The organism is Massilia sp. CCM 8734 (assembly GCF_011682155.1).
In the GTDB taxonomy this organism is placed as follows: Bacteria; Pseudomonadota; Gammaproteobacteria; order Burkholderiales; family Burkholderiaceae_D; genus Telluria_A; species Telluria_A rubra.
Genome location: NZ_WHJI01000003.1, coordinates 227,263 through 245,256, shown reverse-complemented (window position 1 = coordinate 245,256; position 17,994 = coordinate 227,263). Strand labels below are relative to the sequence as shown.

General features: G+C 64.6%; 18 protein-coding genes. 11 read left to right on the top strand and 7 right to left on the bottom strand.

Features of this window, described 5'->3' with window-relative positions; genetic code table 11:
* Nucleotides 1-484 precede the first annotated feature (484 nt).
* The 11 genes from F2P46_RS04835 (at nucleotide 485) to F2P46_RS04785 (ending at nucleotide 12,086) form a co-directional block, all read left to right on the top strand.
* The gene (locus F2P46_RS04835; RefSeq protein WP_166885730.1) at nucleotides 485-3,016 is read left to right on the top strand and encodes a M4 family metallopeptidase; all 2,532 of its coding nucleotides are present in this window, start codon (nucleotides 485-487) and stop codon (nucleotides 3,014-3,016) included.
* Nucleotides 3,017-3,170: 154 nt separating this feature from the next.
* Nucleotides 3,171-4,361 (top strand): type II secretion system F family protein, encoded by a 1,191-nt coding sequence (locus F2P46_RS04830; RefSeq protein WP_166885728.1) that lies wholly within the window; start codon nucleotides 3,171-3,173, stop codon nucleotides 4,359-4,361.
* Nucleotides 4,358-6,055 carry a GspE/PulE family protein gene (locus tag F2P46_RS04825; RefSeq protein WP_166885726.1) on the top strand — a complete coding sequence of 566 codons (1,698 nt, stop codon included), beginning with the start codon at nucleotides 4,358-4,360 and terminating at the stop codon, nucleotides 6,053-6,055. The genes F2P46_RS04830 and F2P46_RS04825 overlap by 4 nt, the downstream gene beginning before the upstream one ends.
* Complete coding sequence (locus F2P46_RS04820) at nucleotides 6,042-6,848, top strand: hypothetical protein (RefSeq protein ID WP_166885724.1); 807 nt, start codon at nucleotides 6,042-6,044, stop codon at nucleotides 6,846-6,848. The genes F2P46_RS04825 and F2P46_RS04820 overlap by 14 nt, the downstream gene beginning before the upstream one ends.
* 2 nt (nucleotides 6,849-6,850) lie before the next feature.
* The gene (locus tag F2P46_RS04815; protein ID WP_166885722.1) at nucleotides 6,851-7,402 is read left to right on the top strand and encodes a hypothetical protein; all 552 of its coding nucleotides are present in this window, start codon (nucleotides 6,851-6,853) and stop codon (nucleotides 7,400-7,402) included.
* Nucleotides 7,390-8,004: a type 4a pilus biogenesis protein PilO gene (gene pilO / locus F2P46_RS04810; RefSeq protein WP_166885720.1), complete on the top strand. Its 615-nt coding sequence runs from the start codon at nucleotides 7,390-7,392 to the stop codon at nucleotides 8,002-8,004. Before F2P46_RS04815 ends, pilO begins: the two co-directional genes overlap by 13 nt.
* A complete protein-coding gene (locus tag F2P46_RS04805) occupies nucleotides 8,001-8,540 on the top strand; it encodes a hypothetical protein (protein WP_166885718.1) in 540 nt (179 codons plus the stop codon). The genes pilO and F2P46_RS04805 overlap by 4 nt, the downstream gene beginning before the upstream one ends.
* The gene (locus F2P46_RS04800; protein ID WP_229509062.1) at nucleotides 8,537-10,516 is read left to right on the top strand and encodes a secretin and TonB N-terminal domain-containing protein; all 1,980 of its coding nucleotides are present in this window, start codon (nucleotides 8,537-8,539) and stop codon (nucleotides 10,514-10,516) included. Before F2P46_RS04805 ends, F2P46_RS04800 begins: the two co-directional genes overlap by 4 nt.
* Complete coding sequence (locus F2P46_RS04795; protein ID WP_368737879.1) at nucleotides 10,513-10,983, top strand: type II secretion system protein; 471 nt, start codon at nucleotides 10,513-10,515, stop codon at nucleotides 10,981-10,983. Before F2P46_RS04800 ends, F2P46_RS04795 begins: the two co-directional genes overlap by 4 nt.
* Nucleotides 10,984-10,993: 10 nt before the next feature.
* Nucleotides 10,994-11,377: a type II secretion system protein gene (locus F2P46_RS04790; RefSeq protein ID WP_166885716.1), complete on the top strand. Its 384-nt coding sequence runs from the start codon at nucleotides 10,994-10,996 to the stop codon at nucleotides 11,375-11,377.
* A 223-nt stretch (nucleotides 11,378-11,600) separates the two neighbouring features.
* On the top strand, nucleotides 11,601-12,086 hold the full coding sequence (locus F2P46_RS04785) for a type II secretion system protein (RefSeq protein WP_208296500.1): 486 nt from the start codon (nucleotides 11,601-11,603) through the stop codon (nucleotides 12,084-12,086).
* Between the two features lie 30 nt (nucleotides 12,087-12,116).
* On the opposite strand, the gene F2P46_RS04780 is transcribed toward F2P46_RS04785, so the two are convergent.
* From F2P46_RS04780 to F2P46_RS04750, 7 genes are all read right to left on the bottom strand, one after another.
* Nucleotides 12,117-12,578 (bottom strand): DUF2846 domain-containing protein, encoded by a 462-nt coding sequence (locus F2P46_RS04780; protein ID WP_166885715.1) that lies wholly within the window; start codon nucleotides 12,576-12,578, stop codon nucleotides 12,117-12,119.
* Between the two features lie 221 nt (nucleotides 12,579-12,799).
* Nucleotides 12,800-13,336: an alpha-ketoglutarate-dependent dioxygenase AlkB gene (locus F2P46_RS04775; protein WP_166885713.1), complete on the bottom strand. Its 537-nt coding sequence runs from the start codon at nucleotides 13,334-13,336 to the stop codon at nucleotides 12,800-12,802.
* Nucleotides 13,337-13,349: 13 nt separating this feature from the next.
* Nucleotides 13,350-14,477: a hypothetical protein gene (locus F2P46_RS04770; protein ID WP_166885711.1), complete on the bottom strand. Its 1,128-nt coding sequence runs from the start codon at nucleotides 14,475-14,477 to the stop codon at nucleotides 13,350-13,352.
* Complete coding sequence (locus tag F2P46_RS04765; RefSeq protein ID WP_166885709.1) at nucleotides 14,426-15,433, bottom strand: hypothetical protein; 1,008 nt, start codon at nucleotides 15,431-15,433, stop codon at nucleotides 14,426-14,428. Before F2P46_RS04765 ends, F2P46_RS04770 begins: the two co-directional genes overlap by 52 nt.
* 140 nt (nucleotides 15,434-15,573) lie before the next feature.
* On the bottom strand, nucleotides 15,574-16,122 hold the full coding sequence (locus tag F2P46_RS04760; RefSeq protein ID WP_166885708.1) for a GNAT family N-acetyltransferase: 549 nt from the start codon (nucleotides 16,120-16,122) through the stop codon (nucleotides 15,574-15,576).
* A gap of 2 nt (nucleotides 16,123-16,124) precedes the next feature.
* Nucleotides 16,125-17,252 (bottom strand): acyl-CoA dehydrogenase family protein, encoded by a 1,128-nt coding sequence (locus F2P46_RS04755; protein WP_166885706.1) that lies wholly within the window; start codon nucleotides 17,250-17,252, stop codon nucleotides 16,125-16,127.
* Between the two features lie 19 nt (nucleotides 17,253-17,271).
* Nucleotides 17,272-17,940 (bottom strand): SDR family oxidoreductase, encoded by a 669-nt coding sequence (locus F2P46_RS04750; RefSeq protein WP_166885704.1) that lies wholly within the window; start codon nucleotides 17,938-17,940, stop codon nucleotides 17,272-17,274.
* Nucleotides 17,941-17,994: the final 54 nt, after the last annotated feature.

Genomic DNA, 17,994 nt, shown 5'->3' with positions numbered 1-17,994 from the left:
TGACGTCATGATTTTCCCGTTAACTGATTGCGCTTTATCCGGAGTGTGCCCCGTGCGCTTTAATCCATGTCGCCTGAGAGTTTTTCCCGGCAACTGAGAACGAGTGTAGACCGCATCCCCGCTCTAACGCAATCGAATTGAGTTCGTTTTCCACGTGAATTGTTACATTTCCGCACGTCTTAGAGTACGGCATCTAATTGCCTGCGATGTGGGAAAAATGCCTCACATTGATCTATGTCAACAAAACATTCTTTAGACAATTGCCTCGAGAACCGTTCAGTTTCTGGAAAAGAATGTCTAAAACTGAACATTTGGTGTGCATACGACCAAATCACCCATTTTTTTGACTTGGATTAAGAAACAGGAATAGTGTGGATTCTCTCGCGTTCACCGGACCAACTCATCGGCGCGCTCGGGCGGCCGCCACAGCATCGTGGCCAGCAGTTTCATCTCATTCAATCACTGAACTTCCAATGGAGAAATAATGAACTTCCGCAAAACTTTGCTCGCTGCGACGATTGCTTCACTGCCTCTGATGATGGTTGGCCAAGCCCTTGCCAATGCCCCGATCATGGCCGGTCCGACCGCCCTGCACTCGCCGCAACAGGGCCAGGCCCTGGTTGCCAAGCTGGCCGCCACGCGCGCCACCCACGGCCTCGACGCCGACCACGGTTTCTCCATCACGGTCCAGCATCCCGGTGTGATCGGCACCCGCATCAGCCGCGCCGCCCACACCTACAAAGGCGTGCGGGTGTTCCAGTCCGAATCGGTGGTGGTGACCAACGACAACGGCGATATCGTCAGCGAGTCGATTTCCGACCGCCGCTCGGGCCTGGGCCAGGGCAGCGGCGGCAATGCCGCCCTGCGCGCACGCAGCGCCGGCTTGAACGTGGTGCCGCAAGTCCAGGGCGCGGCCGCGATCGACATGGTTATCAAGAAAGTGTCGCCCAACGCCGTGCACCATGTGCCGCCGACCGCCGAACTGATCATCTATCCGATCGTCGTCACCAAGCGCGCTCCCGGCGCCCTGAACAAGTCTGAAGCCCAGCTCAACGCGGTCGACCTGGTGGAAGAAGTGAGCGACTACGCGCTGGCCTACCTGGTCAAGACGCGCATGATGGAAGGCATCCATCCGGTCTTCTACGACACCATCGTCAACGCCGCCGACGGCAGCGTGATCAAGCAATGGAAAGCGCTGCAGACCGTGGCCGGCACCGGCAAGAGCCAGTACAACGGCACCGTGCCGCTCAACACCAGCGAGTCCGGCGGCACCTTCACCATGAAGGATCCGTCGCGCGGCACCGGCGGCACCTACGGCATGATGGCCATCACCAACGCCAACAAGACCACCAGCGCCGGCCAGGTCTACACCAACGCCACCAACACCTGGGGTGACGGTCTGCAATACAACGGCGGCAGCACCACCAACGCCAACGGCCAGACTGCGGCCGTGAACGCCATGTGGGGCTTGATGAACACCTACGACGCCTTGAAAAACGTGCTCGGCTGGCAGTCCCTGGACGGCAACAACACCTCGACCTACATCGCCGCCCACGTCAACAGCAACTACGACAACGCCTACTACAGCGATGGCTGCAAGTGCATGTTCATTGGCGACGGCGGCAGCGCCTTCACCAGTCTCGGTTCGATCGACGTGATCGGCCACGAAATGGGCCACGGCGTGACCAACGCCACGTCCGACCTGACCTACAGCGGCGAATCGGGCGGCCTGAACGAGTCGAGCTCGGACATCACCGGTGAAATGGTGGAAGCCTACGCGCGCGCCGGCGGCACCGGCACGGTGATCCCGAACACCGGCAATGACTGGTCGATGGGCAAGGAAATCGCCAAGTCCGGCAATCCGCTGCGCTATCTGTACAAGCCGAGCCTGGACGGTTCCAGCCCGAACGCCTGGAGCACGTCGCTCAAGAACCTGGACGTCCACTACAGCAGCGGCCCGAACAACCGCATGTTCTATTTCCTGTCGCAAGGGTCGAACGCCAGCTCCTCGTCCAACTATTACAGCCAGTACCTGGTCAAGAGCCCGGCCGCAATGACCGGGATCGGTAGCGACAAGGCCTTCCGCATCTGGTTCAAGGCCGCCACCACCAAGTTCACCGCCTCGACCAACTATGCCGATGCGCGCACCAAGGTGATCGCCGCCGCCAACGAACTGTATGGCGTGGGCAGCAAGGAAGCGGTCGCCGTCACCCGTGCTTACGCGGCCATTAACGTCGGCGCCGACGTCGACGAAGGCGGCCCCCCAAGCGGCGGCGTGTCGATCAGCTCGCAGCCAGCGAGCGTGACCGTGCAAGCCGGTTCCACCGCGACCTTCTCGGTCGTGGCCACCGGCGGCACCGCGCCGTACAAGTACCAGTGGCTGCGTAATGGCACGGCCATTGCCGGCGCCACCTCGGCCACCTACAGCCTGACCGCGCAAACCACCGACAGTGGCGCCGTGTTCAGCGTGAAAGTGACCGATTCGGCCACCAGCCCGACCACGGCCACCAGCTCCAACGCCACCCTGACGGTGGGCGGCGGCGGCGGCAACGGCACCGAACGCGTCGTCAACGGCGGTTTCGAGAGCGGCACCACCGGCTGGGCCGGCAGCACCGGCGCCATCGGTTCCTTCAGCGGCCAGTCGGCCTACGAAGGCACGCGTTACGCATGGCTGGGCGGCAATGGCACTACGACCAGCGAAACGCTGACCCAGAAAGTCGCCATTCCATCGACCGCCACCACGGCCTCGCTCAGCTTCGCGCTGCACATCGATACCGCGGAAACCGAAAACGTGGCCTACGACCGCCTGACCGTCACGGTCAAGAATGCGTCCGGCAGCGTGCTCGCCACCCTCGGTACCTACACCAACCTGACCAAGGCGTCGGGCTACCAGGTGCGTACCTTCAACCTGCTGCCGTACAAAGGCCAGACCGTGACCCTGTCGTTCGCCGCGCGTGAAGATTCGTCGCTGCAAACCTCGTTCGTGGTCGACAAAGTGAGTCTGGTAACGCAATAACCGGGTGACCCCACAAGAGGATGGCTGGCTGTCCGTCCTCTTTTTTCAGCTCCGGCTTCGGCCGGGGCTATTTTTTATTTATGGAGGCGTGATGTCACCTGGATAACCAGGCCGAAGTGTGATGCAGGGAGTCAATTAGTACAAAGGGTTAACCATGCAGTTTCAACTCCAGGTCCAGGCCGCTGCCGCAGCAGGCAGCCGCCAGCATATCGCCATCGATGCCCCCAGCGAAGCCGATGCCATCCGCATCGCCGCGCGCAAGGGCTGGCGCGTGCTCGCCATCGAGCGCCCGCAGGCACCAAGCGAGCCGCGCCGCAAGCAAGCGTTTCCCCTCATGCAGTTCAGCCAGGAGTTGCTGGCCCTGCTCGAAGCGGGGCTCAACCTCACCGAAGCCATCGCCACCTTGCACAACAAGGAAACCCAGCCCGGCACCCGCGCCACCATCGGCGCCCTCTTGCAAACCCTACAACAGGGCAAGAGCTTGTCGGATACCTTGAACGATTTTCCCGCCATCTTCCCCGAAATCTACGTCGCCACCGTCCACGCGGCCGAGCGCTCCGGCAACCTGCCCGAAGCCCTCGGCCGTTTTGTCGCCTATCAATTGCAGTTCGAAGCGATCCGCAAGAAGCTGGTCTCGGCCGCCATCTATCCGCTCATGCTGCTGGTGGTCGGCAGCCTGGTCACCCTGTTCCTGCTCGGCTACGTGGTGCCCAAATTCAGCGTGGTGTACGAAACCTCGGGGCGCGACATTCCCTGGGCCTCGAAAATGATGCTCGGCTTCGGCCAGCTCATGTCGGCCCATCCCTTCCTGTTCCTCGGTGCGCTGGCCGCGCTGGTCGGGGCCATCGTGTTCGCCCTCGGCCACCCGGCCATGCGCCAGCGCCTGATCCTTGCGCTGCTGCGTCTGCCGGTGCTGTCCGCGCGCGCGGCGGAATTTCGCCTGGCGCGCTTGTATCGCGCCTTGAGCTTGCTGCTGCACGCCGGCATTCCCTTATCGAAAGGGCTGGCGATGGTCTCGGCCATGCTCCTGCCCGGCCAGCAACAGCAGCTCGACGCGGCGCGCCGCGCGGTGCAGGAAGGCATGCCGTTTTCCTGCGCGCTGGAACAGAACCAGCTGGCCACGCCGGTCGCGCAATCCTTGCTCAAGGTCGGCGAAAACACCGGCCGCCTGGGCGACATGCTGGAACGCTCGGCCCGTTTTCACGATGAAGAATTTGCGCGCTGGGTCGACTGGGCCTCGCGCCTGCTCGAACCGCTCCTGATGACCTTCATCGGCGTGGTCATCGGCGGCGTGGTGGTGCTGATGTACATGCCGATTTTCGAACTGGCCGGGAGCCTGTCATGAACGCGCCCGGCTTCCCCCACAATCAGGTAGCGAGCGCGCCGCTGTCGGCCGCGCTGGTGCAGCAGGCGCGCCTGGCCGCGCCAGGCCAGGGCCGGCCCATGCTGGTCGTGCTCGAAGAAATGACCGGCCTGGAGCCGGAAGCGTTCGTGGCCGAACTGGCTGCGCTGTTTTGCTATCCGCTGTGGACCATCAGCGCGCTGCAGGCCGGCACCCCGGCCTTCGGGCTGATGCCCTACACCGACTGCGCCCAGCGCGAGTGCGTGCTGATGGAAGGTGTGGCCGGCACGCCGGTGCTGGTGGTGGGCGACCCCTTCGCCGACGATACCCTGCAATGGGCCGATTGCGCCCTGCCCGCCGGCTTCTCGGTGGCGCTGACGCACCCGGACGAACTGACCGCCTACCTCGCGCAGCAGGAGAACGTGCAGCAAGCCATGGCTGGCATGGGCGGCGACGCCGACCAGGTCGAAAGCCTGGACCTGAGCATCGAAGACATCTCGCTGGTGCGTATCAGCGAAGACAGCAGCCCGGTGGTCAAGCTGGTCAACTCCACCATCTACGATGCGCTCAAGTTCCAGGCCAGCGACATCCACCTCGAATGCGACGGCGACAAGCTCATTATCAAATACCGGGTCGACGGGGTGCTGGTGCAGGCCGGCCAGGTGCAAGGCTTGCAGATGGCCGAACAGATCATCTCGCGCATCAAGGTCATGGCCGACCTGGACATCGCCGAACGCCGCATTCCGCAGGATGGCCGCTTCAAGGTGCGCGTCAAGGGTGCCGAGATCGACTTTCGCGTCTCGATCATGCCGAATATCTTCGGCGAAGACGCGGTGCTGCGCCTGTTGGACCGGCGCGCCCTGACCGAGGCGGCCCAGTCGCTGCGCCTGGAAAGCCTGGGCCTGAACGCCGACGCGATTGTGCTGATCCGGCGCCTGGCGGCCAAGCCGCACGGCATGCTGCTGGTGACCGGGCCGACCGGCTCGGGCAAGACCACCACCTTGTACGCGGCCATCACCGAAATCAACACGGGGCGCGACAAGATCGTCACCATCGAAGACCCGGTCGAATACCGCCTGCCGCGCGTGCTGCAAATTCCCGTCAACGAAAAGAAGGGCCTGACCTTCGCCCGCGGCCTGCGCTCGATTCTGCGGCACGACCCCGACAAGATCATGATCGGCGAAATCCGCGACGACGAAACCGCGCAGATCGCGGTGCAGGCCGCGCTGACCGGCCACCTGGTGTTTACCACCCTGCACGCGAACAACGTGTTCGATGTGGTCGGGCGCTTCTTGCACATGGGCGTGGACGCCTACAGCTTCGCCGCCGCCCTGAACGGCATCGTGGCGCAGCGCCTGCTGCGCCTGAACTGCGAACACTGCGCGGTGCCGGTCCCGCCCGATCCGGACGAACTGCGCGACAGCGGCCTGGCGCTTGAACAGGTGCATGGCTGGCGCTTCAAGGCGGGCGCCGGCTGCGGCCACTGCCGCGGCACCGGCTACAAGGGCCGCAAGGCGGTGGCCGAAGTGTTGATGCTCAACGACGCCATGCGCGAAATGATCACCACCCGCGCGCCGGTCAGCCGCATGAAGGAAGAAGCCTCGCGCGCCGGCATCCGCCTGGTGCGCGAGGCCGCGCTGGACCTGGTGCGCCAGGGAGAAACTACATTGATGGAGCTAAACCGTGTCACTTACTGAACTCTTCTCCAGCCGCACGGTATGCGTGTCGCTCGCCCCCGACCTGCTCACCGCCGTGGTCCGCAGCGGCAAGCGCATCGTCGCCCACAGCGAAGTACGGATTCCCCTCGACCAGACCGACGGCAAATGGGATGGCGCGCTGGCCGCCTTCGGCGCCTACCTGCGCACCGCCGGCGTGACCCTGAAAGGGGTGCCGGTGTCGGTCGCCCTGACCACGCGCTGGTGCCAGCTGGTCATGATCCCGTGGAGCGACGCCCTGCTGCACCAGGGCTCCGCGCAGCGCTTCCAGCAAGCCCAGTTCATCGGCATCTACGGCGACGCCGCGCGCACCTGGGAGATCGTGTGCGACGACGCGCCGTACGGCCAGCCACGCCTGGCCTGCGCCATCGAACGCGACTTCCTGCAAGGCTTGCAAGAGGTGGCGCGCGAGTGCGGCCACCCGTGCATGGCGATCGAGTCGGTGCTGTCGATCACCTGGCGCGCCATCGCCTCAAGCGCCCCGCGCGCCTTCGCGCTGGTCGAACCGGGCCGCCTGGTGCTGGCCGCCGCCGCCAACGGCCGCATTCACGCGGTGCAGGCGCAAGCCCTGCGCGGCCCGTGGGAAAGCGAACTGCCGCAAGCCTGGCAGCGCTGGACCCTGCGTGCGCCCGAGCTGGGCGAAATCGCGCAGGTGGCGCTGGTGACCCTCGACGAGCGCCCGGTGGTGCAGGCGCTGCCCGAGCACTTCGACATGGTCAAGCTGCCGCCGGCCCCGGCGCCCGGTTACGCCGCCGTGGCCATGATGAGGTGTTAAGCATGGCGCTGACCCAACTCAATTTTGTGCGGGGGGCGCCAGCGCCGAGGGGCTGGCGCCTGGCCTTGCTGGCCGGCGGCCTGCTGGCCCTTGGCGTGGCCGGCGTCGACTGGGTGGTGCAGGCGCGCCAGGCCGGCGCACTGGAAGCGCAGCTGGCGCAGTTGGCGCCGCGCGAAGCGCCGCAGGTGCGCCTGTCGGAAGCCGGCCAGCGCGCGCAGGACCGTCAGCTGGCCATCATCGGCGACGCCGTGCGCCAATTGAACTTGCCGGTGACGCGCCTGGTCAACACCGTGCAGGCGCCGGCCGACATCCATGTTGCGCTGCTGGGGATGGACTTGAACAGCAAGCCGGAAGACGGCGCGAAGGTCGGCAGCGCCGCCGGCGGCCTGAAGATCGCGGCCGAAGCCGAAACCGCGGGCGACATGATGAACTACGTCTCCTACCTCAACGAGCAGGCCCTGTTCACCTCCGTGTACCTGGTCAAGCATGAATTGAACGGCGCGGCGGCCAACCGGCCGTATCGCTTTCAACTGGAGGCGCAATGGCAGGACTGAAAATCGCCAGCGCCGCACGGCAGGCGGGGGCGCCCTCGATGCTGGCCGCGCGCATCGCCTGGGAAGCGCGCCGCCATGGTGCCCGCCTGGGTTGGGGCGCCGCCGTCGGCGCCTGCGCGCTGGCCGCTGCCGTCCTGTGCGCGTGGCAGGGGCAGCGCCTCGAAGCGCGCCAGCACGAGCTGGCGCAGTCAATCACCGCCGCGCGCGCCGCCAAGCCCGCGCAGCAACGGGTGGCGCTGCCGGACGACGCGCGCCGCGTGGCCGCCTTCTACGCCTACCTGCCGGCCCATGAAACGATTCCCGACCTGCTCAAGCAACTGGTCGACGTCGCCGCCAAGAATGACGTGGTGCTGGCCAAGGCCGATTACAAGGCGCAAACCGAAGACGGCGCGGCCTTTCTGCGCTACCAGATCACCTTGCCGATCAAGGCCGATTACGCCAGGGTGCAGGCCTTCATCGTCGGCGCCTTGCGCGACATGCCGGCCCTGACCCTCGATTCCGTCACATTCAAGCGCGAGCAGATCGACACCGGCGAGGTCGAAGCGCGCGTGCATTTCAACCTGCTGGTCAGGAAGGCCGCAGCAAAAGGAGGACGCCGATGAAAAAGATGACGATGGCGGTGGCGTTGGGCGTGACGCTGCTGGCCTGCTATTTCGCCCCCGATGACGACACCGACCTGATCGCCCCGGCCCAGGCGCGCACCATCGCCCCGGCGCCGCTGGTGGTAGTGCGGGCGGCAGCGCAGGAAAGCGAAGCGCCGGCGCTCGACATTCGCCCGCGCGGGCAGGACGAAGAACTGGGCAACGCCTTTGCGCGCCAGGGCTGGCAAGGGCAGGCGCCGGTGACGGAGGCCGCGCCGGCCAGGCCGGCCGACAGTGCTGTCACCAAGCCGGTGCAGGCCAGGGCGGCGGCCAGCGCCGGCGGCGCACCGGAACTGCCGATCCGCCTGCTGGGGCGCTTTCTTGACGACGGCAAGCAGGCTTACTTTTTACAGGTCGAGGAGCGCAACGTGGTTGCCTATGTGGGTGACAAGATCGACGACAGCTACACCTTCGACAGCGCCGAAACGGACACGCTGACGTTCACGTATCTGCCGCTCCAGAAGAAACAAACACTCGCAGTAGGGGAGATGAATTGAATCGCACACTGACTGGTACCACCTTGCGCACGCAGTTGTCCATGACTGCGTTGGCCTTCGCGCTCGCCGCCTGCGCCGGCCCGCAAACCTTCAAGGAAGGCAAGGCCCTGATCGAGCAGGGACAAGTCGAGCAAGGCCTGGCCAAGCTCGAAGAAGCCGTGCGCCAGGACCCCGGCAACGCGGAGTACCGGATTGGCCTGTTGAACCGCAAGGCCAGCATCGTCAATGCCCTCAATGCGCACGCCGAGCAGCTGCGCGGCCAGGGCAATTTTGCCGAGGCCGACAAGCTCTCGGCCCGGGTGCTGGCGATCGATCCCGCCAACGCGGTCGCGCGGCAAGGCGTGCAGGCGGGCGCGCAGGAGCAGCGCCACAAGGAGATGGTGGCCGGCGCCGAAGCGTCGTGGCGGCGCGCCGGCGAAGCCGACCTGGCGCAAGCGCTCGAAGCGCTGCGCGTGGTGCTGCAGGAGCGCCCCAACCAGCGCGACGCGCTGGCGCTCAAAAGCCGCATCACCGACGAACAGGCCAAAAAGAACCCCGGCGGCGGCAAACTGGCAGCCGCTTACAAAAAACCCGTGACGCTGGACTTTCGCGACGCGCCGGTGCGCTCGGTGTTCGACTTCCTGGGCAAGGTGTCGGGCCTGAACTTCGTGTTCGACCGCGATGTGGACCCGGCCATCCGCACCACCATCTCGGTGCGCAATACCAGCCTGGAAGAAGCGATCCGCATGCTGCTCTCGGCCAACCAGCTCGAACAGACGGTGACGGGCGAGCGCGCTATCACCATCTATCCGAACACGGCGCAAAAGGTGAAGGATTACCAGCAACTGGTGGTGCGCAGTTTTTACCTGACCAATGCCGACGCCAAGACGGTCTCTTTTTCGATCAAGACCCTGCTCAAGGCCAAGGACATCGTCACCGACGACCGCCTCGGCATCATCATGATGCGCGACACGCCCGACATGATCCGCATGGCCGAACGCATCATCGCCATGCAGGACATGGCCGACCCGGAAGTGATGCTCGAAGTCGAGGTGCTGGAAGTCAAACGCACGCGCCTGATGGAGCTGGGCGTGCGCTGGCCCGACAAGGCCACCCTGAGCCTGGCGAACGTGGGCGAGACCCTGAAACCGCTCACGCTCGCTGACTTGGGAGGCATCAATCGCGGGCGCATCAACTTCGCCGTCGGCAGCGCCACCATCAGCGCCAACCAGGTCGACAGCGACAGCAACATCCTGGCCAATCCGCGCATCCGCGTGCGCAACAAGGAAAAGGCCAAGGTGCTGATCGGCGACCGGGTGCCGGTCATCACCGTCACTACCAACAACGGCGTGAGCTCCGACAGCGTGAACTACGTCGACGTCGGCCTCAAGCTCGACGTCGAGCCGAATGTGCACCTCGACGACGAAGTGGCGATCAAGATCAATCTGGAAGTGAGCAATGTGGTCAAGGAAGTGATCAGCAAGTCGGGCACGCAGGCGTACCAGATCGGTACGCGCAGCGCCGGCACGGTGCTGCGCCTGAGGGATGGCGAGACCCAGGTGCTGGCGGGCCTGATCAGCGACGAGGACCGGCGCAGCGCCGACAAGCTGCCGGGCCTGGGCGAACTGCCGGTGCTCAAGCGCCTGTTCGGCAGCCACAAGGACGATACCTCGCGCAGCGAGATCGTGCTGTCGATCACGCCGCGCATCCTGCGCGGGATGCGCCGGCCCGACCTGACGACCGCGCAATTCGATTCCGGTACCGAATCGAATGTGGGCGGCTACGGGCCCGGTCCGGGCGGCGGGGGCGCTGGCGGCGCCGCCGCGGGACAGTCGCAGGCGCAGGCGCAGCCGGTGGAAGCGCCGCCGTCGGCCATGACCGGCAACGATGGCCCGCCGCCGCAGCCGGCAAACAACGACAGCGCCAATGACAGCGCCACCGGCAACGGCAACGCAAAACCCCCCGGCGCCGATGCGCCGCGCAAGGTGATCCAGTGAAGGCGCGCGGCTTCACTTTCATCGAGCTGATGATCACGCTGGCGATCATGGGAACGCTGGCGGTGGTGGCGGTGCCGATGGCGCAGGTGGCGGTGCAGCGCGAAAAGGAGCGCAGCCTGCGCAGCGCCCTGATCGAGATCCGCGAAGGACTCGAAGCGTACAAGAAGGCGGCCGACCTTGGCCGCATCAAGATCGCGTCGGGCGACTCGGGTTATCCGAACAAGCTGGAAGAACTGGTCGAGGGCGTGCCCGACCAGCTCAGTCCCGCCAAGAAGAACATCTATTTTCTGCGACGCCTGCCGCGCGATCCGTTTGCCGCCCCGGACGAGGCGCGCGCCGCCGATACCTGGGCCAAGCGCGCGTATTCCTCGCCGCCCGATAATCCGAGCGAGGGCGAAGATGTGTTCGACGTCAGCTCGCGCTCGGCGGCGGTGGGATTGAACGGCGTGCCGCACAAACAATGGTGAGGTGCCGGAAATGCGAATGAGAAGACAAGGCCGTGGATTCACGCTGGTCGAACTGCTGGTGGTGATGGCGATCATCGCGACCCTCCTGACCATCGCCGTGCCGCGCTATTTCGGTTCGGTCGACAAGTCGAAGGAAGTCGCGCTCAAGGAAAACCTGCAGGTGCTGCGCGCGGGAATCGACAAATTTTATGGCGACAAGGGCGTCTATCCGTCCTCGCTGGGCGAGCTGGTGACGCACAAGTATTTTCGCTCGGTGCCGGTCGACCCGGTCACCGAATCGAGCGTGACGTGGCAGCCGGTGGCCTCGGGCGATCCGGACAAGCCGGGTGTGGCCGACATCCGCAGCGGCGCGCGCGGCAAGACGCGCGAAGGCGTGCCGTATGAACAGCTGTGATGTCGCGATTGCGGGCAAGGCCGCTGACTTAAGAGCCGTCATTCCCGCGAAGGCGGGAACCCCATTTCGTACCGCAGCTACGGGCGGCTCCAGGAAATGGGGTTCCCGCCTTCGCGGCAATGACGGTCTTGGGGTTCCCGATGACTCAAAAAACCGTCAATCGAAAGCGTCGAGGACCGAGGCCGGCTTTGCCTATATCTGGACCCTGCTGCTGGTCGCCTTCATGGGCATCGGCAGCACCATCGCCAGCGAGCTGTATTCAACCTCGGTCCGGCGCGAGCGGGAGCGCGAGCTGCTGTTCATCGGCCACGAATTTCGCGCCGCCATCGCGCGCTATCACGGCAGCGCCGCCGCCGGCCCGCAGATGTATCCATTGACCTTGCAGGACCTGGTCAAGGACCCGCGCTTTCCCAACGCAAAGCGTCACCTGCGGCGCCTGTACGCGGACCCGGTCACCGGCAAGGCCGAGTGGGGTTTGATCCGGGTGGAGGGGCGCATCGTGGGCGTGCATTCGCTGTCGCAGCGCGCGCCGATGAAGGTCGACAATTTCGACGATCACGACAGTGGATTCAAGAGCAAGGAAAGGTATGCGGACTGGACGTTCGTCTATCCGCACGATATGTTCATCCCGCCGCAGGAGGGCGAGGAAGGCAAGAACGGCGGGCAGCTGCGCATTGGCGTGCTGCCCAGGCCGGGTGCGCCGCGCTGACTCTGCTTAGAGAGGGCGCGGCTGTCGTGATTACTTCGCGCTGCACTTGCCTTGTTTCGCCAACTCGAGTTTTGCAACGTCGAGTTTGCCTTGCTCTTCAGCGATCTGCTCAACGCCCGCACCGCCGACAAAGGCGCCCATCTTGATGTATTGACGGATAAAGTAGTTTTTACCGGTATCGAGCGTCAATTCCAGCGTATTTGGGGAAAACTCGGATTCGGTATCGATCTTGTGCGATTTGCCGCCTTCGACTTCGGCGTAGAAGAACACGTTTGGTGCGCTTTCGCCGATGCATTTGCCGTCGATCCAGATGTCTTTTTTCAGTGCCTGACCCAGCATGCTGTTACGGTAAACGTAAATGCCCGCATTGTTGGCGCTTGGAGCTTTGAACTCTTTTGCCTTGGCGGATTCTTCTTTGGTGGCCATGTCCACAGATGCGCAACCGGTAACGAGCAGGGTTGCGGTGAGGATAACGAGAGCGCCGATTTTCATGTAATTAATTTCCGATTGTTGCTGCAAGCTGGCATTCTTGGCGCCGGTCTTGCTGGGATGGGAGGATGAACTGATGTAACGACAGCATTGTGATGGCGAAATGAAATTGATACAAGGAAACTGTTGTTTTTTTGAGATGAAGTATGGCGCACGGATTGCCTGAGCAGCTCTTTCGCGGCCTGAGAAAGCGGTAGCGGATTGAGCGCGGTTTTCTCTTCGATTCAGCCAGGCGAACCCTGGCGCCGGATCGCGCGGAATGTCAGGCTGATGCGTTCTCCGGCATGCGGGTCTTTTGGAATCGCGTGCAGCCAGTCCTGCTGCACTTGCCCCGACATGTACAGCAGCGAGCCGTTCGGCAGCCGATAGTCGACCCGCAGCGCGGCGTCCAGCTTGCTGCGGTACGCCATCGCGCGCACGCTGCCGAGCGAAATGATGGCCACGCCGGTGCCATCGGCCAGGCCATCGGTTTGATCGGAATGAAAACCCATCGACGAGGTGCCGTCAGGGTAGTAGTTCAACAGGCAGTTGTTCGGCCGGAAACCGAGTTCGCCTTCGAGGCGCGCGCACAGGGCGTCGAGCAGCGCCGGCATCGGCACCTCCTCGTAGGCGATCTGCGCATAGTCATAGCTGACGCCGAAACTGGCCGTCTTGCGCGCCTTCATGCGCTCGTCCCAGGCCACGCCGGTCTTGAGCGCGGCGAACAGGGCATCCGGATCGGCGATGAAGCCGGGGCTGAGGCGAATCAGTGGAACAGGCATGGGGTCGGATTGCTCAGTACGGGTTGATCTGAAAGTGCATAGCATACGGGAAAGCCATGGCGCAGGGTTTGCCCGAGCAGCGCGCCGGTTTATAGTTTTCCTTCATGGCGAGAAAGCCCGCCAGTTTGGCGATTGCCGGATTGGGCGTGACAAAGATATTCGCCGCTGTGGCCTTGCCGTCGCTGTCGACCATGACAACCATGCTCAGTTTGCCTTCAGCGGGGTCCCTGGCATTGACTTTGTGAATGGCGCGATACACGCTTTCGAGACCGCGCACGGGGTAGGGCGGTTCATCGCTGTCATCGAGCATGGGGTACCAGCTGCGTACCATACGCCGCTGTTGCTGGCTCAATTGCTCGTACGATGCATTAAATGGAATCACGAAATCGCCGACAATTTTGCGCGGAATAAGGGTAGCGATAGCTGGTATTTCTTCTTTGAGATTGTATTTTTCGGGCGATCCGGGCGGGCTTGGCGACGCGGGACTGCCGGCCGGGCGGCCGTTGATGAATTCGCCCTTGACCCGGCGCCCGCTGACATAGACGGCCACCCCGTGGCCGTGAAACTCGTTATCTTTCCATTCGCCGTCGTAGCGTCCGCCCAGGGTGTAGACCATCGAGCCCCTGCCGTTGCGCTTGAAATCCCTCCACTCGCCCTTGTAGCGGTCGCCAAGGTGGTTGACCGATACGCCATTGCCGTGCGCCAGGCCATCGCGAAAATCGCCGCTGTATTCGGTACCCGACGAAAACGTGATGTAGCCTTTGCCGTTAGGCATGCCGCGCTCCACCATGCCCTCGTACAGCATGCTGACCTTGCCATTCTTGCGCGCCTCGATGATCCCCTTGCCGTGCGCAAGGCCATCCAGGCATGGACCCTGCCAGCCGATGCTGATGCCCTCCAGCGCAGGGTAGCCAAGCCGGCAGGTGTCTGCCGCGCTGGTGAGCACTGGGAGTGGCGCGGCGAGCATCAGCATCAGGATTGGGCGGGCAAGCGGCAGCATCGCGGTCTCGTCGATCGTTGACGGGATCGGATTTCCCGCACAGGATGTTCGACCGGTGTGCCACCGGAGAGTTCCGCGCGCCGCTCTCCTCAGAACCAGGTGCGGGTAAAGGTCATGGTGTACGGGAACGGCATCGCGCACGGTTTGCCCGCGCAACGGGCCGGTTTGTATTTCTCTTTCATGGCCACGAACCCCGCCATTTGCGACAGCTTGGCGTCCGGCGTCACGTACACATTGACCGACTGCGCATTGCCCTCGCTGTCGACCATGACAATCATGCTCAGCAGGCCGTAGGACGGATCGCGCGCGTTAATCTTTTGGATCGCGCCGAGCACATGACCATTGCCGAGCAGGGGATACGGCGGCTCGTCGGCCGGGTCGAGCAAGGGGTACCACTTGCGCACGATGGTCCGTTCGGCGTCGCTCATTTGCTCGTACGACGCGTTGAAGGGCACCGAGCCGTTGCTGACGACCTTGTGCGGAATGTTCGAGCCCAGGCGCGGCCGTTCCGACTTGAGGCTGTATTCCTTGGGCGGCGCCGCCGGCGCCGGCGCGCTCACTTTGCCCTGCTCGCCATCGGCGCTCTGGCTGACGGCGGCGGCGCCGACCTGGCGCCCGTTCGCGTAGAACGCCTGGCCCCCGGCCGGGTGGTCGTCCTTCCAATCGCCTTCGTAGCGCCCGCCGAGCGTGAAGACGATCTTGCCCTTGCCTTCGCGCTTGCCGGCCTTCCATTGGCCGTCGTAGCGGTCGCCGAACTGGTTGACCGAGGTGCCTGCGCCGTCGCGCAGGCCGTCGCGGAACTGGCCATCGTATTCAACCCCGGGGAAGTACATCAGGTAGCCTTTGCCGTGCGGCCGGCCCTGTTCGACCATGCCTTCATAGCGCCAGGCTTGCAGGTCGGTGGTGCGCTTTTCGATCACGCCCACGCCGTGCGCATAGCCATCCTTGCATGGCCCTTGCCAGCGCATGTCGTCGCCCTTGGCCGCGTCGGGCAGGGCCAGCTTGCAGGCTTCCTCGGCGTGCGCCGCCAGCGGCGGCAGCAGGGAGATGAGCAGGGCGGAAAGGGGGAGCAACAGCGCGCGGGATGGCATCGGCATGGCGGGTTCCTTCAATCGAGAACAGGGATGAACCTGTTTGATCGACCGGTGAATGAATGGTTCCGCATAGTGCCATGCTCCCAGCAGCTTTTTCAAGGAACATTGTCATTCTTACCCTGTGCGTGTAAGGCCAGGCAATGTCAGCGAAGGGCGAGCGACATGAAGGTATACGCGAGCGCTTCGCCGTCGATGCGGAACATGTCGGCCGTTTCGCCGGTCTGCACGAAGCCGCAGCGTGCGTACAGCTGGCGCGCAGGCAGGTTCACCGACAGCACTTCAAGGTCGATCCAGTCGAGTACCGCCTCGCTGGCCGCCCACGCCGCCGCCACGGCGACCAGGCGCCCCCCCAGGCCCTGCTGGCGGGCGTCGCGATGCACGCCCATGCCGAGCAGCGCACGGTGCGTGCAAGCGCCTTCAGGACGCGCACGCAGGTCGATGTGGCCCCTGATGGCGCCGTCGCTGTCGTGCGCCAGCCACAGGCGGCGCCACCCGGGCTGCCCGAGGGCGCTGGCGAACGCATGGCGAAAGGCGGTTTCGCGCTCGGGACCAAAGCGCGAGGCGGCGCGCGGCATCGGCATGAACAGCGCCGTGGCGCCGCTGCCGTTGTCCCGCAAGTGGTCGTTCAGGTAGGCGAAGAAGGCTTCGAGGTCGTCGCTTGCGGCCGGCCGGATGATCGCTTCGCCCGCCATGCTTACAGCGCCCGCGCGATCAGGATCTTCTGGATGTCGCTGGTGCCTTCGTAGATCTGGCACACGCGCACATCGCGGTAGATGCGTTCGACCGGAAAGTCGCTCACGTAGCCGTAGCCGCCATGCACCTGGATCGCGTCGGAGCAAACCCGCTCGGCCATTTCAGACGCGAACAGCTTGGCCATCGCGGCTTCTTTCAGACAGGGCAGGCCGGCATCCTTCATCGACGCGGCGTGCCGGATCAACTGGCGCGCGGCCTCGATCTGGGTCGCCATCTCGGACAGTTTGAACTGCACCGACTGATGTTCGAAAATCGGCTTGCCGAAGCTTTCGCGCTCGCGTGCATACACCAGCGCCGCCTCGAACGCGGCGCGCGCCATGCCGACCGCCTGCGAGGCGATGCCGATCCGTCCGCCCTCGAGTCCCGACAAGGCGATCTTGTAGCCCTGGCCTTCTTCGCCAATCAGGTTGGCGGCCGGGATGCGGCAGTTCTCGAACAGGATCTGCGCCGTGTCCGACGAGTGCTGGCCCATCTTCTGTTCCAGGCCGGCGACGATGTAGCCGGGGGTGGCCGTCGGCACCCAGAACGCGCTGATGCCCTTCTTGCCGGCCGCCTTGTCGGTGACCGCCATGACGATCGCCACGTCGGCGTATTTGCCGCTGGTGATGAACTGCTTGGTGCCGTTCAACACATAGTCGTCGCCTTCGCGCGTGGCGGTGGTGCGCAGCGCCGATGCATCGCTGCCGGTGTGCGGCTCGGTCAGCGCGAACGCGCCCAGCATCGCGCCTTGCGCCAGGGGCCGCAGCCATTGTTCTTTTTGCGCGTCGTTGGCATACATCATGGCGATGCTGCATACCGGGCAGTTGTTGACCGAGATGATGGTCGAGGTGCCGCCGTCGCCGGCCGCGATTTCTTCGAGCACCAGCGCCAGCGACACGTAGTCAAGGCCGGCGCCGCCCAGTTCTTCGGGCACCGCCACGCCAAAGGCGCCCAGTGCGGCCAGTTCCTTCAGTTCTTCCTTGGGAAAGTAGTGCTCCTTGTCCCAGCGCGCGGCGTTGGGGGCAAGGCGCTCCTGCGAAAAGGTGCGCAGGGCGTCGCGGATCATCTGGTGTTCTTCGGTCAGTATCATGGGTTTCGCTAGGTTGGGCTTACCAGGGAATTGGCGTGCCGTCGTAATTGAGGAAGGCGCCGTTGGCGGCGGCGTCGAGTCCGGCCAGGGTGGCGCGCAGGCCGGCCGCGCTTTGTTCGGGCGTGATGTCGGCCCCAAGGCCGCCCATGTCGGTCTGGACCCAGCCCGGATGGAAGGCGACGCAGGTTGCGCCCTTGGGGCCGAAGCGGATGCCGGTATCGACCAGCACCGAATTCAAGGCCGCCTTGCTGGCGCGGTACAGGGTGCCGGAGGCGCTGCCGCGCGCGCCCATCGAGGCCATGCGCGAGGAGATCACGGCCAGCTTGCCGCGCGCCTCGGCCACCATGGGGGCGATCACGGGCAGCAGGCGCAGGGCGGCCAGCACGTTGGTGTGCATGACGGTGTCGAAGTCGTCCTGGGTGGGAAAGCCGTCGTGGCGCGGGCCGTACACGCCGGCGTTGAGAATGGCGGTGTCGAGCAGTTCGCCGTCCAGGTTCCAGCCCAGGGCGGCGATGGAGTCGGCGCTGGTGACGTCGAGCTGGTACGGGTGTGCGCCGATGGCGCCCAAGGCAGCGCAGTCGTCACTGTTGCGGGCGGTGGCGATCACGCGCCAGCCGTCGGCCAGGTACTGGCGCACCAGTTCGCGGCCGATGCCGGGCGAGGCGCCGATGATGAGTGCAGTTGGCATAATTCCTTCTTGGCTGATAACCCTGGCGCCGTCGTCCCCGCGAAGGCGGGGACC

Bases quoted from the DNA above. Each gene is read 5' to 3' on its own strand.
- F2P46_RS04815 (WP_166885722.1), top strand. From the start codon at position 6,851: ATGGCGCTGACCCAACTCAATTTTGTGCGGGGGGCGCCAGCGCCGAGG.
- F2P46_RS04750 (WP_166885704.1), bottom strand. From the start codon at position 17,940: ATGCCAACTGCACTCATCATCGGCGCCTCGCCCGGCATCGGCCGCGAA.
- F2P46_RS04835 (WP_166885730.1), top strand. From the start codon at position 485: ATGAACTTCCGCAAAACTTTGCTCGCTGCGACGATTGCTTCACTGCCT.
- F2P46_RS04765 (WP_166885709.1), bottom strand. From the start codon at position 15,433: ATGCCGATGCCATCCCGCGCGCTGTTGCTCCCCCTTTCCGCCCTGCTC.
- F2P46_RS04825 (WP_166885726.1), top strand. From the start codon at position 4,358: ATGAACGCGCCCGGCTTCCCCCACAATCAGGTAGCGAGCGCGCCGCTG.
- F2P46_RS04785 (WP_208296500.1), top strand. From the start codon at position 11,601: ATGGGCATCGGCAGCACCATCGCCAGCGAGCTGTATTCAACCTCGGTC.
- F2P46_RS04790 (WP_166885716.1), top strand. From the start codon at position 10,994: ATGCGAATGAGAAGACAAGGCCGTGGATTCACGCTGGTCGAACTGCTG.
- F2P46_RS04830 (WP_166885728.1), top strand. From the start codon at position 3,171: ATGCAGTTTCAACTCCAGGTCCAGGCCGCTGCCGCAGCAGGCAGCCGC.
- F2P46_RS04775 (WP_166885713.1), bottom strand. From the start codon at position 13,336: ATGCCTGTTCCACTGATTCGCCTCAGCCCCGGCTTCATCGCCGATCCG.
- F2P46_RS04760 (WP_166885708.1), bottom strand. From the start codon at position 16,122: ATGGCGGGCGAAGCGATCATCCGGCCGGCCGCAAGCGACGACCTCGAA.
- F2P46_RS04755 (WP_166885706.1), bottom strand. From the start codon at position 17,252: ATGATACTGACCGAAGAACACCAGATGATCCGCGACGCCCTGCGCACC.
- F2P46_RS04780 (WP_166885715.1), bottom strand. From the start codon at position 12,578: ATGAAAATCGGCGCTCTCGTTATCCTCACCGCAACCCTGCTCGTTACC.
- F2P46_RS04805 (WP_166885718.1), top strand. From the start codon at position 8,001: ATGAAAAAGATGACGATGGCGGTGGCGTTGGGCGTGACGCTGCTGGCC.
- pilO (WP_166885720.1), top strand. From the start codon at position 7,390: ATGGCAGGACTGAAAATCGCCAGCGCCGCACGGCAGGCGGGGGCGCCC.